A 14,324-nucleotide genomic window follows, 5' to 3' on the forward strand; every position below is an offset into this window, starting at 1 on the left:
GGTGGCGGCGTTGCCGCCTACTTCGACGTGGGAGGCCCCAACTCTTCTGGGAGAGGCGTTCGTAGGAACTTCAGCCCCTTGGGCACTTGGATGACCTGGAAGCCACGGCCATCAATCTTGACGAGCGCACCGTCGACCGCCTCACCCCTGGCCAGCCATGCGTCCGCCTCCGTCTGGGTCGCGAACTCCTTCACGACAGGGACATGCGCCGAGAGGTCGGAGAACTCCCGATGGTACTCAAGGAAACCGTCCAGCTTCTTGAGGCGGCGAAGATAGAGCAACGCGACGGCCGCGAGCTGCACAGCGGCCTCTTCCCTGGAACCGGGCGGATAGCTCTTGCTCACGGTGTCCAGGATCCGCAGCGTCGATTCCATCTCGAACTCTTTGGGAGCAGTCATGGCCTTGTCCGGTGCGTGGGCACTACAACGCCAGTGGAGCGAGAATCAACGCACCTGTCCCGCCAGTGGCGACGACGAACGTCACACCCGCTACGACGACGAGCGTTCCCACCACCAACTCCGACCGGTGCACCCTCAACCAGTTCAGCGCGCCATCAATGTCCGAGAATCGAAGTTCCGAGACAGCATCCCTCCGCGGCGCCCGCTCCAACGCATCGAGGCAATCCATGTATCGCTCGCGGCACTCCTCCGTGCAGTACTCATGATGCTTGCCAGAGCCTCGCTTGATGCTCGACAGCGGAGGGGAGGAGTTCCAGCAACGGTCGAAGCACGCGACATGCTCGGCATCACAGTCCCGTCCGCCAGCCCCCCCAACGCCCCCCGCGTCCTCCGCGATGAGGTAGGCACGCCGCTCTGGCCTCTGAGCATGGGAGCATCCGCCAGCGACAGCGGCGGCAAGCAGGCCCCATGCGGCAAGAGCTCTGGGCAAGGCTGATTTCCGCTCTCGGACGTTGTTGGCCATCCACGCTCCAACGCGCGCGTCAACGTGCCGACACCCTACCCGGCCTCCGGTGCGAGTGTCATTCCCCACGCCGGGCCGGATGTTCCCCACCGGAGGCATCACGCCATGCACCGGAACGACACCCGCGAAGCCAGTCCTGACGCGGAGCCCACCGACACCGCCGCGCGGCCCGGGCGCGCGCCCTTCCCGGACATGATGTGGATCCCCGGTGGCACGTACTGGATGGGCTCCGACCACCACTACCCGGAAGAGGCGCCCGCCCATCAGGTGACCGTCTCCGGCTTCTGGATGGACCGCTTCACCGTGACGAACGAACAGTTCGCCCGCTTCGTCGATGCCACCGGCTACGTCACCGTCGCCCAGCGCCCCCTCGATCCCGCGGACTACCCGGGCGCCACGCCGGAGTCGCTCGTCCCCGGCTCGCTCGTCTTCCAGAAGCCCCGCGGGCCCGTGGACCTGGGCAACGTGGCCCACTGGTGGGGCTATGTCCCCGACGCCTGCTGGAAGCACCCGGAAGGCCGCCGCTCCTCCGTGAAAGACCGCCTGGACCACCCCGTCGTCCACATCGCCTTCGAGGACGCAGAGGCCTACGCCACCTGGGCCGGCAAGACGCTCCCCTCCGAGGCCGAGTGGGAGCGCGCCGCGCGCGGCGGCCTGGACCGCAACGAGTTCTGCTGGGGCAATGACTTCACCCCGAACGGAGAACACCAGGCCAACACCTGGCAGGGCTACTTCCCCTGGCAGAACCTCCGCGAGGATGGCCACGAGGGCACCTGCCCCGTCGGCACCTTCCCACCCAACGGCTACGGCCTGTACGAGATGGCCGGCAACGTCTGGGAATGGACCACCGACTGGTACCTGGACCGCCACCAGGGCAACAAGGGCAAGGCCTGCTGCATCCCCGTCAACCCGCGCGGCCCCGCCTCCGCGCAGGGGAGCCAGGACCCGGGCACGCCCGCCATCTCCATCCCGCGCCGCGTCCTCAAGGGCGGCAGCCACCTGTGCGCGCCCAACTACTGCCGCCGCTACCGGCCCGCGGCGCGCTCGCCCCAGGCCGTGGACAGCGGCGCCAGCCACATCGGCTTCCGCTGCATCGTGCGCCCGTAGCCACTATGCGGCGCCGGCGCTCGGAGGCACCGACGACGCGCGCTCCACGGAGCCGCGCGGCGGCACCACCACCGTGGCGAACACCAGCCCCAACACCAGCTGGAGCGCCACCAGCAACACGTTGAACAAGCGGGCGTCGCTCACGCCCTCCACGCCCAGCAGCTCGACGACGACCTGCGTGCCCAGGAAGCCCGGCGCGAGCTGCAACATCCCGGGCATGATGACCGTCATCGGCATCCGATTCCTCCCGCGCCCGTAGAGCAGCCCCGCCACGCCCAGCACGAACGCCGCCACCAGCGGGCTGCCCCGGTCCCCCAGCAGCGCCTTCGCCACCGTCTGCGTCTCGTAGGCGAGCAGCACCCCGCCGACGATCCAGCCCACGTCGCGCGGCCGCCCCGCCATGCACACCGACAGCGCCACGCCCCCCACCGCCACCAGGAGGAGCGTCAGCAGCGGCGGCAGCACATGCGGCGCCGCGTGCGGCGGCAGCGGCCAGAAGAGGCTCCACAGCGTCCCCGCCGCCGCGATGCCCGCGCCCAGCATCAGGAAGCGCAGCAGGCCATACGTCAACCGGGGCACCCCCGCCTCCACCGACTCCGTGGCCAGCTCCAGCGAGCCCAGCGTCACCACCATCGCGGGCACCAGCAGCGTCACCCCGCCGAACAGCGCCCGCACCGCGTTGAACGGCGGCAGGACGAACGTCAACCCGAGCGCCACCAGCGACCCCAGGAACGCGGCCAGGAAGCTCTTCTGCAAGTCCACCCGCTGCGAGCGCAGCGTGCCGAAGTGGACGAGGCCCGCGACGACGCCCACGAAGAACGCCGCGAGCATCTCCCGCCACGCCCCGCCCACCCGCGCCGCCACCGCCGCGCCATACACGCCGTAGGCCACGAACACGAGCCACTCCGGATAGGGCGGGCGCGAGGTCTCGATGCGGTCCAGCTCCGCGCGGGCCTCGGGCAGGCGCAGGCGGCCCTCGGGGATGGCGTCCGCCAGCCGCAGGAGCGCCGCGGCCCGGCCCAGGTTCCAGTGCGGGTTGAAGGGCAGCCGCGCGAAGACCACCTGGGAGCGCTCCGGGGACACCACCTCCGTCATCGCCAGGCTCTGGAGCGTGAAGACCTCCACGTCCAGGCCCCACGCCTTCGCCGCCCGGCGCACGCGCTCCTCCACCAGCAACGACGGCTGGTAGGCCAGGTGCAGCGCCTTCGCCAGGTCCAGCAGGAAGGCGGAGGCCGCCTCCCCGTCCATCGCGGCGTCATGCTCTCGCGTCATGGCGACTCCGCGGCAGGAGCGGGGTCCGCGCCGGAGCCACCCGGGCCCCGCGCGTCCTTGAACGCGAAGCTGGCGCCCACCAGCAGCGTGGCCTGGAAGTAGTGGACGTCCTGGCTGCGCATGGGCGCGGACAGGCCCAGCTGCTGGAAGCTCTCCGACAGCCGCTCGGTCTGCTTGCCTCCCCACGCCAGGTTGCCGCCCAGCGTGAAGCGCGAGCGTCCCAGGGTGAAGTGGACGCCCGAGGCGACGTGGTACAGGTCCCAGCCCCCGAGCAGCGCGTTCGTCTCCGGCGTCTGCTCCAGCGCGCTGAAGTCCGTGTGCCCGCTCAGGTACACCCGCACCCGCTCCCCCAGCTTCTGCTCGACGCCCAGCGCCCCGTTCAGCACCGCCTTGAGCGCGAAGGCGTAGTCGCCGTTGATGGACTCCGTGGCGTCGCGCGGCACGATGGGCTCCGTGTCCACCAGGGTGAGGGACCCGACGGGCGCGTAGCCCTCCGCGGACGCGTACACCGTGGTCGATGGACCGAAGCTCCGGCTGACCCCGAGCGCCGCGGACCAGGAGCTGCGGAAGTGCGCCGGCAGGTCCTCCTGGAAGTTGAACACGGGCGCGGGCGCGTTCGTGGCCAGGCCCTGGGACTGGACGGCGCGCTCGAACCCCACCGAGCCCCGACCCCACACCGCCAGGCTCGGCGTCGTCACGGCGAGCCCCACGGCCCAGGGGCCGCGCTGGTAGCTGGCGCCCAGCTTCAACAACAGGCGGATGTGGTCCAGCTCCAGGTCGCGGCCCAGCGTCGCCAGCAGCCGCTGGCCGGCGGCGCCGGAGCCCTCGGCGAGCGTCTGGAAGCGCAGCTCGTGATGCCGGACCGCGAGGAACGGAGTCAAGCCCAGGCCCAGGTGCTCCGTGAGGGGCGTGGCCCAGGAGAGGCCCGTCCAGACCTCGGTCACGGACTGGTCCAGGCGCACGTCCGTGGACAGCGTGTCCAGGCCCTGCACGCCGCCCAGGGCCGTGCCCATCCGCGTGCCGCGCGCCTGGAGGCTGTAGGCGAAGCCCTGGCGCGTGAGCAGCGAGTAGGCCAGCCGGGACCTCCCCAGGAACCCGAAGCGCAGCGAGCCGGCGATCAACGACGGCAGCACGTCGATGTTGGAGTCGGCCAGGCCCCTTCCCTGACCCTGCCCGTCCTTCACGTTCAGGCGCATGTACTCGAACACGCTGCCGGTGAGCTCCAGCTCCGGCGCGCCCAGGAGCGCGAGCGCGCCGGGGTTGTAATAGGTGGCGCTGATGTCGTTCGGGTTGCCCACGAAGGAGCCCCCCAACAGCCACGCCCGGTTGCCGAACTGCCGGGTGGAGTAGTGCGCGTCCTGCGCCAGCGCCGTCGCGGACACGAGCAGGCCCAGCACCACGCCCCACGGGACCCTGGATGGGATGGGCGTCATGGCGTCAGTGCACCTGGGGCGAGGGGACGGGCTCGCCGTCGCGGGCGGCCCACGCGCCGTCCCGCGCGTCGAGGTAGGCGCGCACGGCCGCGCCCACCGTGGGGAAGAGCCGCTCCTGGCCCATCAGGTCCTGCAAGCCCGAGCGCCACAGCATCCGGCGCATCGGCGCGCGGGCCTGGGCCACGGCGAAGACGATGTCCTGCTCCGCGAGCTCGTGGCACACCTTCTCCAGGCTCTCCGCGGCGGTGATGTCCAGGTCGAACACGGAGGACGCATCCAGCACGAACCAGCGCACCGGGTGGCGCGGCTCCGCCACCAGCCGGCGCACCTGCTCGCGCAGGAAGCGGGCGTTGGCGAAGAAGAGGGGCGCGTCGAAGCGGTAGACGACGAGCCCGGGCACCGTCTCCGCGTCCGCGTGGCCCTCCACGTCATGCCAGCCGGGCACGCCCTCGCGCTCCCCCAGGACGGCGTCGTGCGGGTGCGCCGCGCGGCGGATGAGGTCCACCAGCGCCAGGGCCACGGCGATGAGGATGCCCTGGAGGATGCCCAGGAAGAGCACGCCCAGCGTCGTCACCATCGCGAGCACCGCCTCCACCGGGCGCACGCGCCACAGCAGCAGGAGGGGCTTCACCTCCAGCAGGTACACCGCCGCGACGATGACGATGGCCCCCAGCGTCACCAGCGGCAGCTTCGACAGGAGCGGCGTGAGGAACAGGGAGAACACCAGGACCACCCCGGCCGCGCCCACGCCGACGAGCTGCGTGCGTCCCCGCATGGACGCGTTGACCGCCGTGCGCGAGTCGCTGCCCGTCACCGGGAAGCCCTGCGTGAGGCCGGTGAGCAGGTTGGCCGCCGCCTGTCCGAAGAACTCCTGTTGGGCGTCCAGCCGGTAGCCGAAGCGGTCCGCGTAGATGCGGCCCGTGAGCACGGAGCTGGCGTAGTTCACCAGCGCGAGGCTGAAGGCCGCCGGCAGCAGCGCGCGCACGTCCTCGAAGCGTGGCGACGGCAGGCCGAAGGTGGGCGCCGAGGCCGCGACGGCCCCCACCACCTTCACGCCGCCGTGCTCCAGCTGGAAGCGCCACGTCACCAACGTGGTGAGCGCCACCATCACCAGCGGCGCGGGCCAGCGCGGCAGGAAGCGGCGCAGGGCCACCAGGGCCGCGACGATGCTCAGCCCCAGCACCAGCGTGGGCACGTGCGTGCGGCCCAGGTTCGCCGCCACCTCGTGCAGCTGGCCCGCGAACTCGTTCGACCTGCGCTCCAGCCCGAACATCCGCGCCAGCTGGCTGCCGATGATGATGAGCGCCGCGCCGTTGACGTAGCCGATGAGGATGGGCCGCGACAGGAAGTCCGCCAGCGCGCCCGCGCGGCACAGCCCTCCCAGCAGGCTCACGACGCCCACCATCAACGCCAGGAGCGCCGCCAGGGAGGCCAGCCGCGCCGGCCCGCCGTCGCCCACCATCGGGGCCAGCGCCGTCGCGGTGAGGATGGCCGCGCCCGCCTCCGGCCCCAGCAGCAGGTGGCGTGAAGGGCCGAACAGCGCATACGCCAGCATCGCGAAGACGCCCGCGTACAGCCCCGCCGCGGGGCGCACGCCGACAATCTGGGCGTAGGCCAGCCCCTGGGGGATGAGCATCGCGCCCACGGTGAGCGCGGCCAGGACGTCCGCGCGCAGCCACCGTCGCTCATAGGTCCGCGCCTGCTCGACGCCCGGGAGGAAGCGACCCAGGACGTGAGCGGCCGTGGCCGCGGTGCGCTTCATGGCCCTCCCCCCGTGTGCTCGGCGCCTTGGACGCGAGGAAGGGTGGAGGCGCCCGGGCGTCGTGGCATCACCCACCCGGGTGCGTTGCGCGCATCGGCTTCACGACAGGCAAGGGCTCACGTGCCCGCGGAGGCCCGCCTGCCCGACGGCAGCGAAGGCCCGCCTCCGCGCTCGGACGCCTGGTGTCGCTGGTTCCAGATTTGATACGGCACCAGCGCCAGGGTGCGGAGCAGCAGGTACGTGCCCATGACGCCCAGCAGGCCCTTCATGGGGTAGGTGCTGCCGCCCAGGCAGAAGGCGAACGCGGGGTTCCCGAAGGCGGCGGAGATGGCCAGCGCCGTGCGGTCCCCGGGCCGGGGCCGGCCCGCCACGTGCCCCAGGGCCGCGGCCCCCAGCGTCACCACTCCCATCGCGGCGAACGCCCAGAAGCGGAGCTGCTTCAGCAGCGGGAAGCTCGCGGCGATCATCGTCACCGTGGCCACGGCCAGGGCGACGTTGAAGTAGAGCTTCACCGGCGTGCGCAGCCGGCGGGCCCAGCCGGGCGCCACCCCCTGGAGCCCGATGCCCAGGGCGAAGGGGATGAGGAACGGGAGGATGACCTTCCCCAGGAGCACCCCCTCCGGGGGCGACTGGATGGCCATGGGGAACAGCCGCTCCAGCAGCCGCAGCGACAGCGGCATCAGCACGATGGCGACGAGCGACAGGGTGACGGACAGCGCCAGGGCCAGCGGCAGGTTGCCCTTCTGCTGGGACACGACGTTGAGCGCCATGGGCAGCCCCGGGCAGAACGCCATCAGCGCGATGACGCCCGCCGCGACGGGAGCGACCGGCAGCACCTTCACCACGATGAGGGCCAGCAGCGGCACGCCGACGAGGCACACCCCCAGCCCTCGGGCGAAGGCCGGCTGCCGCACGCCCCGGCCCAGGTCCTCCAGGTGCCACGACAGGCCCTGCGACAGGCCCAGCGCGACGATGAACGTGGAGACCATGAGGGTGATGAGGGATTCGAGGACGTGCATCAACGGCGCTCCGGGAAGATGCGCTTCCAGTCGTTCCGCATGCTGACCACCGTCCAGCCGCCCTCGCGCGCGGCCTCCAGCGACGCGCCGTCCTTCTCTTCGTAGGCGAACTCGCGCGCGGCGTCGTCGTGGTGGATGAGCAGCGAGAAGCCGGGGCGCGGCTGCTCATGCGTGTACTGGAGCATCTGGATGTCGCCGCCCGAGCGGACGTTGCCCGCGGCGAACACCGGCCGCCGCCCGATGTGCTGGTCGATGCCCACCGGCTTGCCGGCCTTGTCGTTGACGTGGTCCACGCGGGCCTCGCGCCGCAGCACCGGGTGGCCGTCGCCCTCGTCGAACTCCTCCTTCAGGCCGCTGCCGATGACCTGCTGGGGCGGGATGCCGTAGGTGTCCTCGGAGACGACCCGCATGAAGTCCGCGCCGCCGCCCGAGGAGATCCACGTCTGGAAGCCATTGGCGCGCAGGTACTGGAGCAGCTCCAGCATGGGCGCGTAGGCGAGCTGCGTGTACGGCACGCCCAGCTTGGGGTGGCGGGCGGTCCGGAAGAAGGCGCGGGCCTCGCGGGCGAGCTCCTCCTGGGTCTTGCCCGCGTGGGTGACGGCGACCAGCTCCATCAACTGGGGCTCGTCCATGGAGGACAGCCGGGCCAGGTCGCCCTCCAGCACGGCCTTGAAGGGCTGACGCTTCGCGAGCGACGCGTCCTCCTTCACGCGGGCCTTGACCTGCTCCAGCAGGAAGGCGCACTGCACGACGGGCTGCTCCGGCCAGAGCGTCCCGTCGTTGTCGAAGGTGGCGATGCGCTCCTCCGGGGGGATGTAGCCGGGGCCGCCCTCGGTGGTGGCGCGGGTGACGAAGTCGATGATGGAGTGCTTCACTGGGCCGTCGTTCCAGGACGGCAGCGGGTCCGCCGCCAGCGCCTGGAGGGGGATGGCCATCCACAGCGCGAGCGCCCAGGCCCACCAGGCCGGTTGCCTCCTCGTGCGTCGCTCCACGGTCGCCTCCTGTGCCGGCGCAATCCCAGACAAGAGGTTGGGGACGCGGCGGCCGCGTCACAACGCGACGTGGAGGGCGCGGGTGGAGGGCCCGCTGTGCCCGGCCGTCAGTGGGCAGGCACCGACGGTGTCTGCTCGGAGGCTCCCGCGCGACTGGCGGGAGCCCCCGGTGATGGCTGGAGGGAAGCGGCGCAGCACAGGCCCCCCATGAGTCCGAGCAGCAAGCTGCGCGCCCGGATTCCCGCCATCACGTCCTCCCCCGCCTGCGCTGCGCCCGGAGATGAAGCTGGTGAGGAAGTGGAGGAGGTCGCCACGGGACACGGGTCGCAGGGGGATGTCCGCTGACGCGGACAGGTGCCTGCCCTCGGACGAGCTCGCGGCGGCGAGGACGATGCGCACGAGCACCAGCAACAGGAACGAGCCGCGCCACCGCGCGGCGGGCCGCTCCCCCTCTGGTTGTCCACCGCCTGTCACGTCCCCATCCCTACGCGCAAACAAACACAGACACCGGAGCGTGCCCGCATGGCGACGAAGCCCACGAAGAAGAAGCAGCCCAACATCCTCGTCATCTTCGGAGACGACATCGGCTACTGGAACCTCAGCGCCTACAACCTGGGCGTCATGGGCTACCGCACGCCGAACATCGACCGGCTGGCGAGGGAGGGAGCCCTCTTCACCGACTACTACGCCCAGCAGAGCTGCACCGCCGGTCGCGCGGCCTTCATCACCGGCCAGTGCCCCTTCCGCACGGGCCTCACCAAGGTCGGCATGCCCGGAGCGAAGGTCGGCCTCCAGCCGGAGGACCCCACCATCGCGGACCTCTTGAAGCCCCTGGGCTACACCTGTGGTCAGTTCGGCAAGAACCACCTGGGCGACCGCGACGAGTTCCTGCCCACCGCGCACGGCTTCGACGAGTTCTTCGGCAACCTCTACCACCTCAACGCGGAAGAGGAGCCGGAGAACGTGGACTACCCCAAGGACCCCGAGTTCCGGAAGCGCTTCGGCCCGCGCGGCGTCCTCAGGAGCAAGGCGGACGGCAAGGGCGGCCAGAAGGTGGAGGACACCGGCCCGCTGACGAAGAAGCGCATGGAGACCGTGGACGAGGAGTTCCTCGGCGCCACGTTGGACTTCATCGACCGGGCCCAGAAGGACCAGCGGCCCTTCTTCATCTGGTGCAACACCACCCGCATGCACATCCACACCCACCTCAAGCCGGAGTCGCAGGGCAAGACGGGCTTCGGGCTCTACCCGGACGGAATGGTGGAGCACGACGGCCACGTGGGGCGGCTGCTGGACCGGCTGGACCAGCTGGGCATCGCCGACGACACCCTCGTCATCTACACCACCGACAACGGCGCGATGACGAGCATGTGGCCGGACGGCGGCATGACGCCCTTCCGCGGAGAGAAGGACACCAACTGGGAGGGCGCGTTCCGGGCCCCGTGCCTCGTGCGCTGGCCCGGCACCGTGAAGCCCGGCACGCAGATCAACGAGCTGTTCTCCTCCGAGGACTGGCTGCCCACGCTGCTCGCCGCCGCGGGCGAGCCGGACATCGTGCGGAAGCTGCTGGACGGCCATGACGCGGGCAGCAAGCACTTCAAGGTCCACCTGGACGGCTACGACCAGACGCCCCTGCTGTCCGGCCGGTCCCAGGAGTCCAAGCGGGAGGAGTTCTTCTACTTCGGCGACGACGGAGAGCTGGTCGCCATGCGCTACCGGCGCTTCAAGCTCGTCTTCGAGGAGCAGAACGCCAAGGGCATCGAGGTGTGGGCGCAGCCCTTCACCAGCCGCCGCGTCCCGCTCATCTTCGACCTGCGCGCGGATCCGCTGGAGCGCTCCGAGGACTCCGTCGGCTACCAATCCTGGATGGTCGACCGCACGTTCGTCCTCGTCCCCGCGCAGGCGGTCGTGAGCCGGTTCCTGGCCACCTTCCGGGAGTTCCCGTCGCGCCAGCACCCGGCCAGCTTCTCCATCGACCAGGTGATGGAGAAGCTGGAGAACGGCGCCGTCCCCGTCCACTGACGACGGCCCCGGCGCGGAGGCGGGACGCGCGCCTCCGCGCCGCGCGGGCAGGGTGTCTCCCATCCACCGCCCCTGACACAGGCGGCTTGTGCGAGGGAGGATTCCAGGGCATCCGGAGGCCTCCCGACCGGAACCCCACGCCATGACCGACACCTCGCTCCCCGACGCCCCGGACGCAGCGCCTCGCAGGAGGCGGTGGCGCCGCGTCGCCGGGTGGGCCGTGGCGGCGGTCGCGGTGCTGGAGGTCGCCCTCAACGTCGCGCTCAACACGGGCGTCACCCAGGCCATCATCGGCCGCTCGACGGACCGCACGCAGCTCACGTGGCAGCGCGCGTGGTGGCTGTGGCCCGTGGGGAGGCTCCACCTGAAGGGCTTCACCCTCACCCAGCAGGACTCGAGGGTCTGGTGGAAGGTGGAGGTGGACGCGCTGGAGGCGGGCATGTCGCTCGCGGGCCTGCTGCGCAAGCGCGTGGAGGTGGACGGCATCGACGGGCACGGCGCCAGCTTCCACCTGGAGCCGACCGGCGCGCCGGAGCAGCCGTTCAATCCGGACACCAAGCCCTGGGTCATCCACCTGAAGGACGTCACGCTGCACGACGTGCGCGAGCTGGACTTCAGCCGCGTGCGCTTCGTCGGAGCCCTGGACGTCACCGGCACGCTGAACCTCCAGTCCCGTGAGCGGCTCCAGGTGGACCTGCCGTCGGTGCGCGTGGCGGGGGGCTTCATCGAGGTGGACGGCAAGCCCGTCGCGAAGCTCGACGCGCTCGACTCGAATGCCCGGCTCGACGCGCCCTTCCAGCCCGGCCAGGGCTACGACCTCTCCCAGGCCCTCAGCGGCCAGGTGAAGGCGCGCGTCGGCGTGCTGCCGCTGGACTGGCTCAACGACCAGCTGGGCGCGAGCGCCCCCGTGTCGCTGCACGGCGGCGCCGGCCAGGTGGACCTGGACGTGCGCATGGAGCGCAGCACCCTGGAGCCCGGCAGCCGGTTGAACGCCTCCGGCGACGTGCTGGACGTGAGAGCCGGCCCCATGCGCGCCCGGGCCCCGTGGAGGCTCCAGGCGTCCATGGACGCGGCGCCCCGGGGACGGCCGTCGGGCTCGCTGCGGCTGGCCTTCGCGCCCGTGCGCGTGACGGGCCCCACCCAGGGCCACGAGCTGGAGGTGCCCGAGGTCTCCCTCCAGGTGCTGGGGCGCCGCCGTGAAGGCCAGCCGGGCCTGGACCTGGAGCCCGAGCTGCGCGTGGCGAAGAGCAAGCCCCTGGACCTGCGCGTGCTCAACCCATGGCTCGGCCAGACGCTCGAGGTCGACTCCGGCCACGTGACGGTGCGCAGCGAGGAGCCGCCCAGGGGCGCGAAGGCGCGCAACGCCCTGGAGCTGCGCCTGGACACAGACCTCGTCTCCGGGCGCATGGGGCCGAACAAGGTGTTGCTGCGCGCGGAGGTGGAGGTGGACGCGCGGCACCTGTCCTGGGATATGACCGAGCTGGGCCTGAGCGGGACCACGCTGCGGCTGAGCCAGGTGTCCTCCAACGGCAACGTGCCCATCCGCGCCTGGAGCGGGAACTTCAGCCTGCCGCGCGCCAGCCTCGTCCTGTCCCCCACCGTGCTGAAGGCGCGCTTCGCGAGCCAGCTCACCGACACGCAGCCCCTGGTCGCGCTGCTCACCTCCTCCAAGAAGCTGCCCGGCTTCGTCACCTCCCTGCTCAACATCCCCAAGGTGGAGGTGACCGGAGAGGTTCAGATCGACGAGCGCGGGCTCCAGCTGCGCGAGCTGAGGGCGAAGGGCGACGGCTTCTCCCTGCAAGGCCACCTGGACCTCGTGCGGGGCAGCATCACGGGCGCCCTGCTGGCGTCGCTGGGCGCGGTGACGGGCGGCATCGAGCTGCGGCCCGGCAAGCACGACCTGCACCTCCTGAACGCGACGGAGTGGTTCAAGGGCCAGCCGGCGCCCCCGTTCCGGTAGGGCCCGCGCAGGCCCCCCGTGCCCAGGGGCCCGTCCGAGCCCGCCACGCCCGGTGAAGCCCCCTCCCCTCCAGGGTGGCAACGCGTCCAGGACGGCGCCTCGTCCCCGGGACCGGGGGACGGGGTTTTGCGTGCCCTCCGGCGCGCAACCGTGCGACAAGGCGGGCCGCTGCGACACCCTTCGGAGGACGGCATGGCGGAGATGACCTACCGGACGGCGCTGGTGACTGGCGCCTCGAGCGGCCTGGGACGTGGACTGGCCCTGTGGCTGGCGAAGCACGGCGTGCGCGTCTTCGCGACGGGCCGGCGGCTGTCGCAGCTCCAGGCGCTCGCCGCGGAGGCCCAGGCCGCGGGCGCCGCGGTGGAGCCCGTCGTCATGGACGTCAACCACGCGGACGCCTCCCAGGAGCGCATCCGCGCCATCGACGCGGAGTGCGGCGGGCTGGACCTGGTGGTGGCCAACGCCGGCATCGGCGGGCCCACGCACGGCAAGCGGATGAGCTGGGAGCGCACGCGCGCCATCATCGACACCAACGTCACCGGCGCCGCCGCCACGCTGTGCGCGGTGCTGCCCCAGATGGTGGAGCGCCGCCGGGGCCACCTCGTCGGCGTGTCCAGCCTCGCGGGGATGCGGGGGCTCGCGGGCCACGCCGCCTACTCCGCGTCCAAGGCCTTCCTCGCCACCTTCCTGGAGAGCCTGCGCGTGGACCTGAAGGGCACCGGCGTCCAGGTGACGTGCGTCTACCCGGGCTTCGTGAAGAGCGAGCTCACCGCGAAGAACCACTTCCCCATGCCCTTCCTCATGGAGACCGAGGACGCGGTGGAGCGCATGGGCCGCGCCATCCTCACCGGCGCCAGCGAGGTGAGCTTCCCCTGGCAGCTGGCCACGCCCATGCGCCTCTTGAAGGTCATGCCCAACCCCCTCTTCGACGCCACCGCGCGCCGGCTGAAGTGAGAGGAAGCCCGCCCATGACGACGCCGTCCTTCGCACAGCGCTTCCAGCAGCTCGCCGACGAGCGCTCCCCCTTCTGCCTGGGCCTGGACCCGTCCCGCGACGTGCTCGCCCGCTGGAGCCTGCCGGACACCGCGCAGGGCCTGTCCGACTTCTGCGAGCGGCTGGCCGACGCGGCCCGGGAGACGCTCGCCGTGGTGAAGCCCCAGAGCGCCTTCTTCGAGCGCCACGGCCCCGAAGGGCTCGTCGTGCTCCAGCGCGCGCTGAAGCGCTTCCGCGCCGCGGGCACCCTCACGCTGCTGGACGTGAAGCGCGGCGACATCGGGTCCACCATGGACGCCTACGCCGAATCGCTGTTCGGGCGGGGCAGCGCGTACGACGTGGACGCCGCCACCTTCACCGCGTACCTGGGCCTGGGCGCCCTGGCGAAGACGGTGGAGCGCGCGCGGGCCCACGGCGCCTGCGCCTTCGTCGTGGTGCGCTCGTCCAACCCGGAGGGCGTGCCCGTGCAGAACGCCGTGGGCGGCGACGGCCGCACCGTGGCCCAGGCGGTGGCGGACGGCCTGCGCGCGCTGAACGAGCAGGCGGGCCCCGGCGTGCTGCCCGCGGGCGCGGTGATGGGCGCCACGCTGCCCCCGGCCGACCGCGACGTGGTGGAGCGGCTGGGCAACGCGCTGCTGCTCACGCCGGGCATCGGCTCGCAGGGCGCGGGCTTCAGCGACCTGCCCAGGCTCTTCTCCGGCCGCGAGCGGCAGGTGCTGCCCACCGCCGCGCGCTCCGTGCTGGAGGCGGGCCCGGACGTGGCCGCGCTGAGGAAGGCCCTGGAAGCACATCAGGCGCCCTCGCGGGCGTTCCGCGAAGGCGCCTGACGGGCACCGCGCTCGG

Annotated in this window: 12 protein-coding genes; 5 read left to right on the forward strand and 7 right to left on the reverse strand. The window is 71.9% G+C overall.

From position 1 onward, the window contains the following. Positions 1–17 precede the first annotated feature (17 nt). A complete protein-coding gene (locus tag U8525_RS06660) occupies positions 18–374 on the reverse strand; it encodes a hypothetical protein (protein WP_374262611.1) in 357 nt (118 codons plus the stop codon). 46 nt (positions 375–420) lie between these two features. Next, positions 421–921: a hypothetical protein gene (locus tag U8525_RS06665; RefSeq protein WP_374262614.1), complete on the reverse strand. Its 501-nt coding sequence runs from the start codon at positions 919–921 to the stop codon at positions 421–423. A gap of 105 nt (positions 922–1,026) precedes the next feature. Here U8525_RS06665 and U8525_RS06670 point away from each other — a divergent pair, with 105 nt between their 5' ends. Then, positions 1,027–2,028 (forward strand): formylglycine-generating enzyme family protein, encoded by a 1,002-nt coding sequence (locus U8525_RS06670; protein ID WP_374262617.1) that lies wholly within the window; start codon positions 1,027–1,029, stop codon positions 2,026–2,028. 3 nt (positions 2,029–2,031) lie between these two features. Here U8525_RS06670 and U8525_RS06675 read toward each other — a convergent pair whose 3' ends face one another. The 5 genes from U8525_RS06675 to U8525_RS06695 all read right to left on the reverse strand — a co-directional run bounded on the left by U8525_RS06675 (position 2,032) and on the right by U8525_RS06695 (position 8,506). Beyond that, positions 2,032–3,300 (reverse strand): threonine/serine exporter ThrE family protein, encoded by a 1,269-nt coding sequence (locus tag U8525_RS06675; protein ID WP_374262620.1) that lies wholly within the window; start codon positions 3,298–3,300, stop codon positions 2,032–2,034. Beyond that, entirely contained in the window at positions 3,297–4,733 is a 1,437-nt protein-coding gene (locus U8525_RS06680) for a hypothetical protein (RefSeq protein ID WP_374262622.1), read from the reverse strand. The genes U8525_RS06675 and U8525_RS06680 overlap by 4 nt, the downstream gene beginning before the upstream one ends. Before the next feature lie 4 nt (positions 4,734–4,737). Continuing rightward, on the reverse strand, positions 4,738–6,495 hold the full coding sequence (locus U8525_RS06685; RefSeq protein ID WP_374262625.1) for a SulP family inorganic anion transporter: 1,758 nt from the start codon (positions 6,493–6,495) through the stop codon (positions 4,738–4,740). Positions 6,496–6,611: 116 nt separating this feature from the next. Next, complete coding sequence (locus U8525_RS06690; protein WP_374262628.1) at positions 6,612–7,514, reverse strand: bile acid:sodium symporter family protein; 903 nt, start codon at positions 7,512–7,514, stop codon at positions 6,612–6,614. Then, the gene (locus U8525_RS06695) at positions 7,514–8,506 is read right to left on the reverse strand and encodes an HAD family hydrolase (protein ID WP_374262631.1); all 993 of its coding nucleotides are present in this window, start codon (positions 8,504–8,506) and stop codon (positions 7,514–7,516) included. The genes U8525_RS06690 and U8525_RS06695 overlap by 1 nt, the downstream gene beginning before the upstream one ends. Positions 8,507–9,028: 522 nt before the next feature. Here U8525_RS06695 and U8525_RS06700 point away from each other — a divergent pair. The 4 genes from U8525_RS06700 to pyrF all read left to right on the forward strand — a co-directional run bounded on the left by U8525_RS06700 (position 9,029) and on the right by pyrF (position 14,308). Beyond that, entirely contained in the window at positions 9,029–10,528 is a 1,500-nt protein-coding gene (locus U8525_RS06700; RefSeq protein ID WP_374262633.1) for an arylsulfatase, read from the forward strand. Between the two features lie 142 nt (positions 10,529–10,670). Continuing rightward, complete coding sequence (locus U8525_RS06705) at positions 10,671–12,488, forward strand: hypothetical protein (protein WP_374262636.1); 1,818 nt, start codon at positions 10,671–10,673, stop codon at positions 12,486–12,488. A gap of 192 nt (positions 12,489–12,680) precedes the next feature. Next, positions 12,681–13,442 carry an SDR family NAD(P)-dependent oxidoreductase gene (locus tag U8525_RS06710; RefSeq protein WP_374262639.1) on the forward strand — a complete coding sequence of 254 codons (762 nt, stop codon included), beginning with the start codon at positions 12,681–12,683 and terminating at the stop codon, positions 13,440–13,442. Positions 13,443–13,456: 14 nt separating this feature from the next. Next, on the forward strand, positions 13,457–14,308 hold the full coding sequence (gene pyrF, locus U8525_RS06715) for an orotidine-5'-phosphate decarboxylase (protein ID WP_374262642.1): 852 nt from the start codon (positions 13,457–13,459) through the stop codon (positions 14,306–14,308). Positions 14,309–14,324 lie beyond the last annotated feature (16 nt).

Source organism: Corallococcus sp. RDP092CA, assembly GCF_041903675.1.
Taxonomy (GTDB): domain Bacteria; phylum Myxococcota; class Myxococcia; order Myxococcales; family Myxococcaceae; genus Corallococcus.

Excerpts from the sequence above, each read along its gene's own strand:
- U8525_RS06670 (WP_374262617.1), top strand. The coding sequence starts at position 1,027 with ATGCACCGGAACGACACCCGCGAAGCCAGTCCTGACGCGGAGCCCACC.
- U8525_RS06665 (WP_374262614.1), bottom strand. The coding sequence starts at position 921 with ATGGCCAACAACGTCCGAGAGCGGAAATCAGCCTTGCCCAGAGCTCTT.
- U8525_RS06710 (WP_374262639.1), top strand. The coding sequence starts at position 12,681 with ATGGCGGAGATGACCTACCGGACGGCGCTGGTGACTGGCGCCTCGAGC.
- U8525_RS06690 (WP_374262628.1), bottom strand. The coding sequence starts at position 7,514 with ATGCACGTCCTCGAATCCCTCATCACCCTCATGGTCTCCACGTTCATC.
- U8525_RS06685 (WP_374262625.1), bottom strand. The coding sequence starts at position 6,495 with ATGAAGCGCACCGCGGCCACGGCCGCTCACGTCCTGGGTCGCTTCCTC.
- U8525_RS06705 (WP_374262636.1), top strand. The coding sequence starts at position 10,671 with ATGACCGACACCTCGCTCCCCGACGCCCCGGACGCAGCGCCTCGCAGG.
- U8525_RS06680 (WP_374262622.1), bottom strand. The coding sequence starts at position 4,733 with ATGACGCCCATCCCATCCAGGGTCCCGTGGGGCGTGGTGCTGGGCCTG.
- U8525_RS06675 (WP_374262620.1), bottom strand. The coding sequence starts at position 3,300 with ATGACGCGAGAGCATGACGCCGCGATGGACGGGGAGGCGGCCTCCGCC.
- U8525_RS06700 (WP_374262633.1), top strand. The coding sequence starts at position 9,029 with ATGGCGACGAAGCCCACGAAGAAGAAGCAGCCCAACATCCTCGTCATC.
- U8525_RS06660 (WP_374262611.1), bottom strand. The coding sequence starts at position 374 with ATGGAATCGACGCTGCGGATCCTGGACACCGTGAGCAAGAGCTATCCG.
- pyrF (WP_374262642.1), top strand. The coding sequence starts at position 13,457 with ATGACGACGCCGTCCTTCGCACAGCGCTTCCAGCAGCTCGCCGACGAG.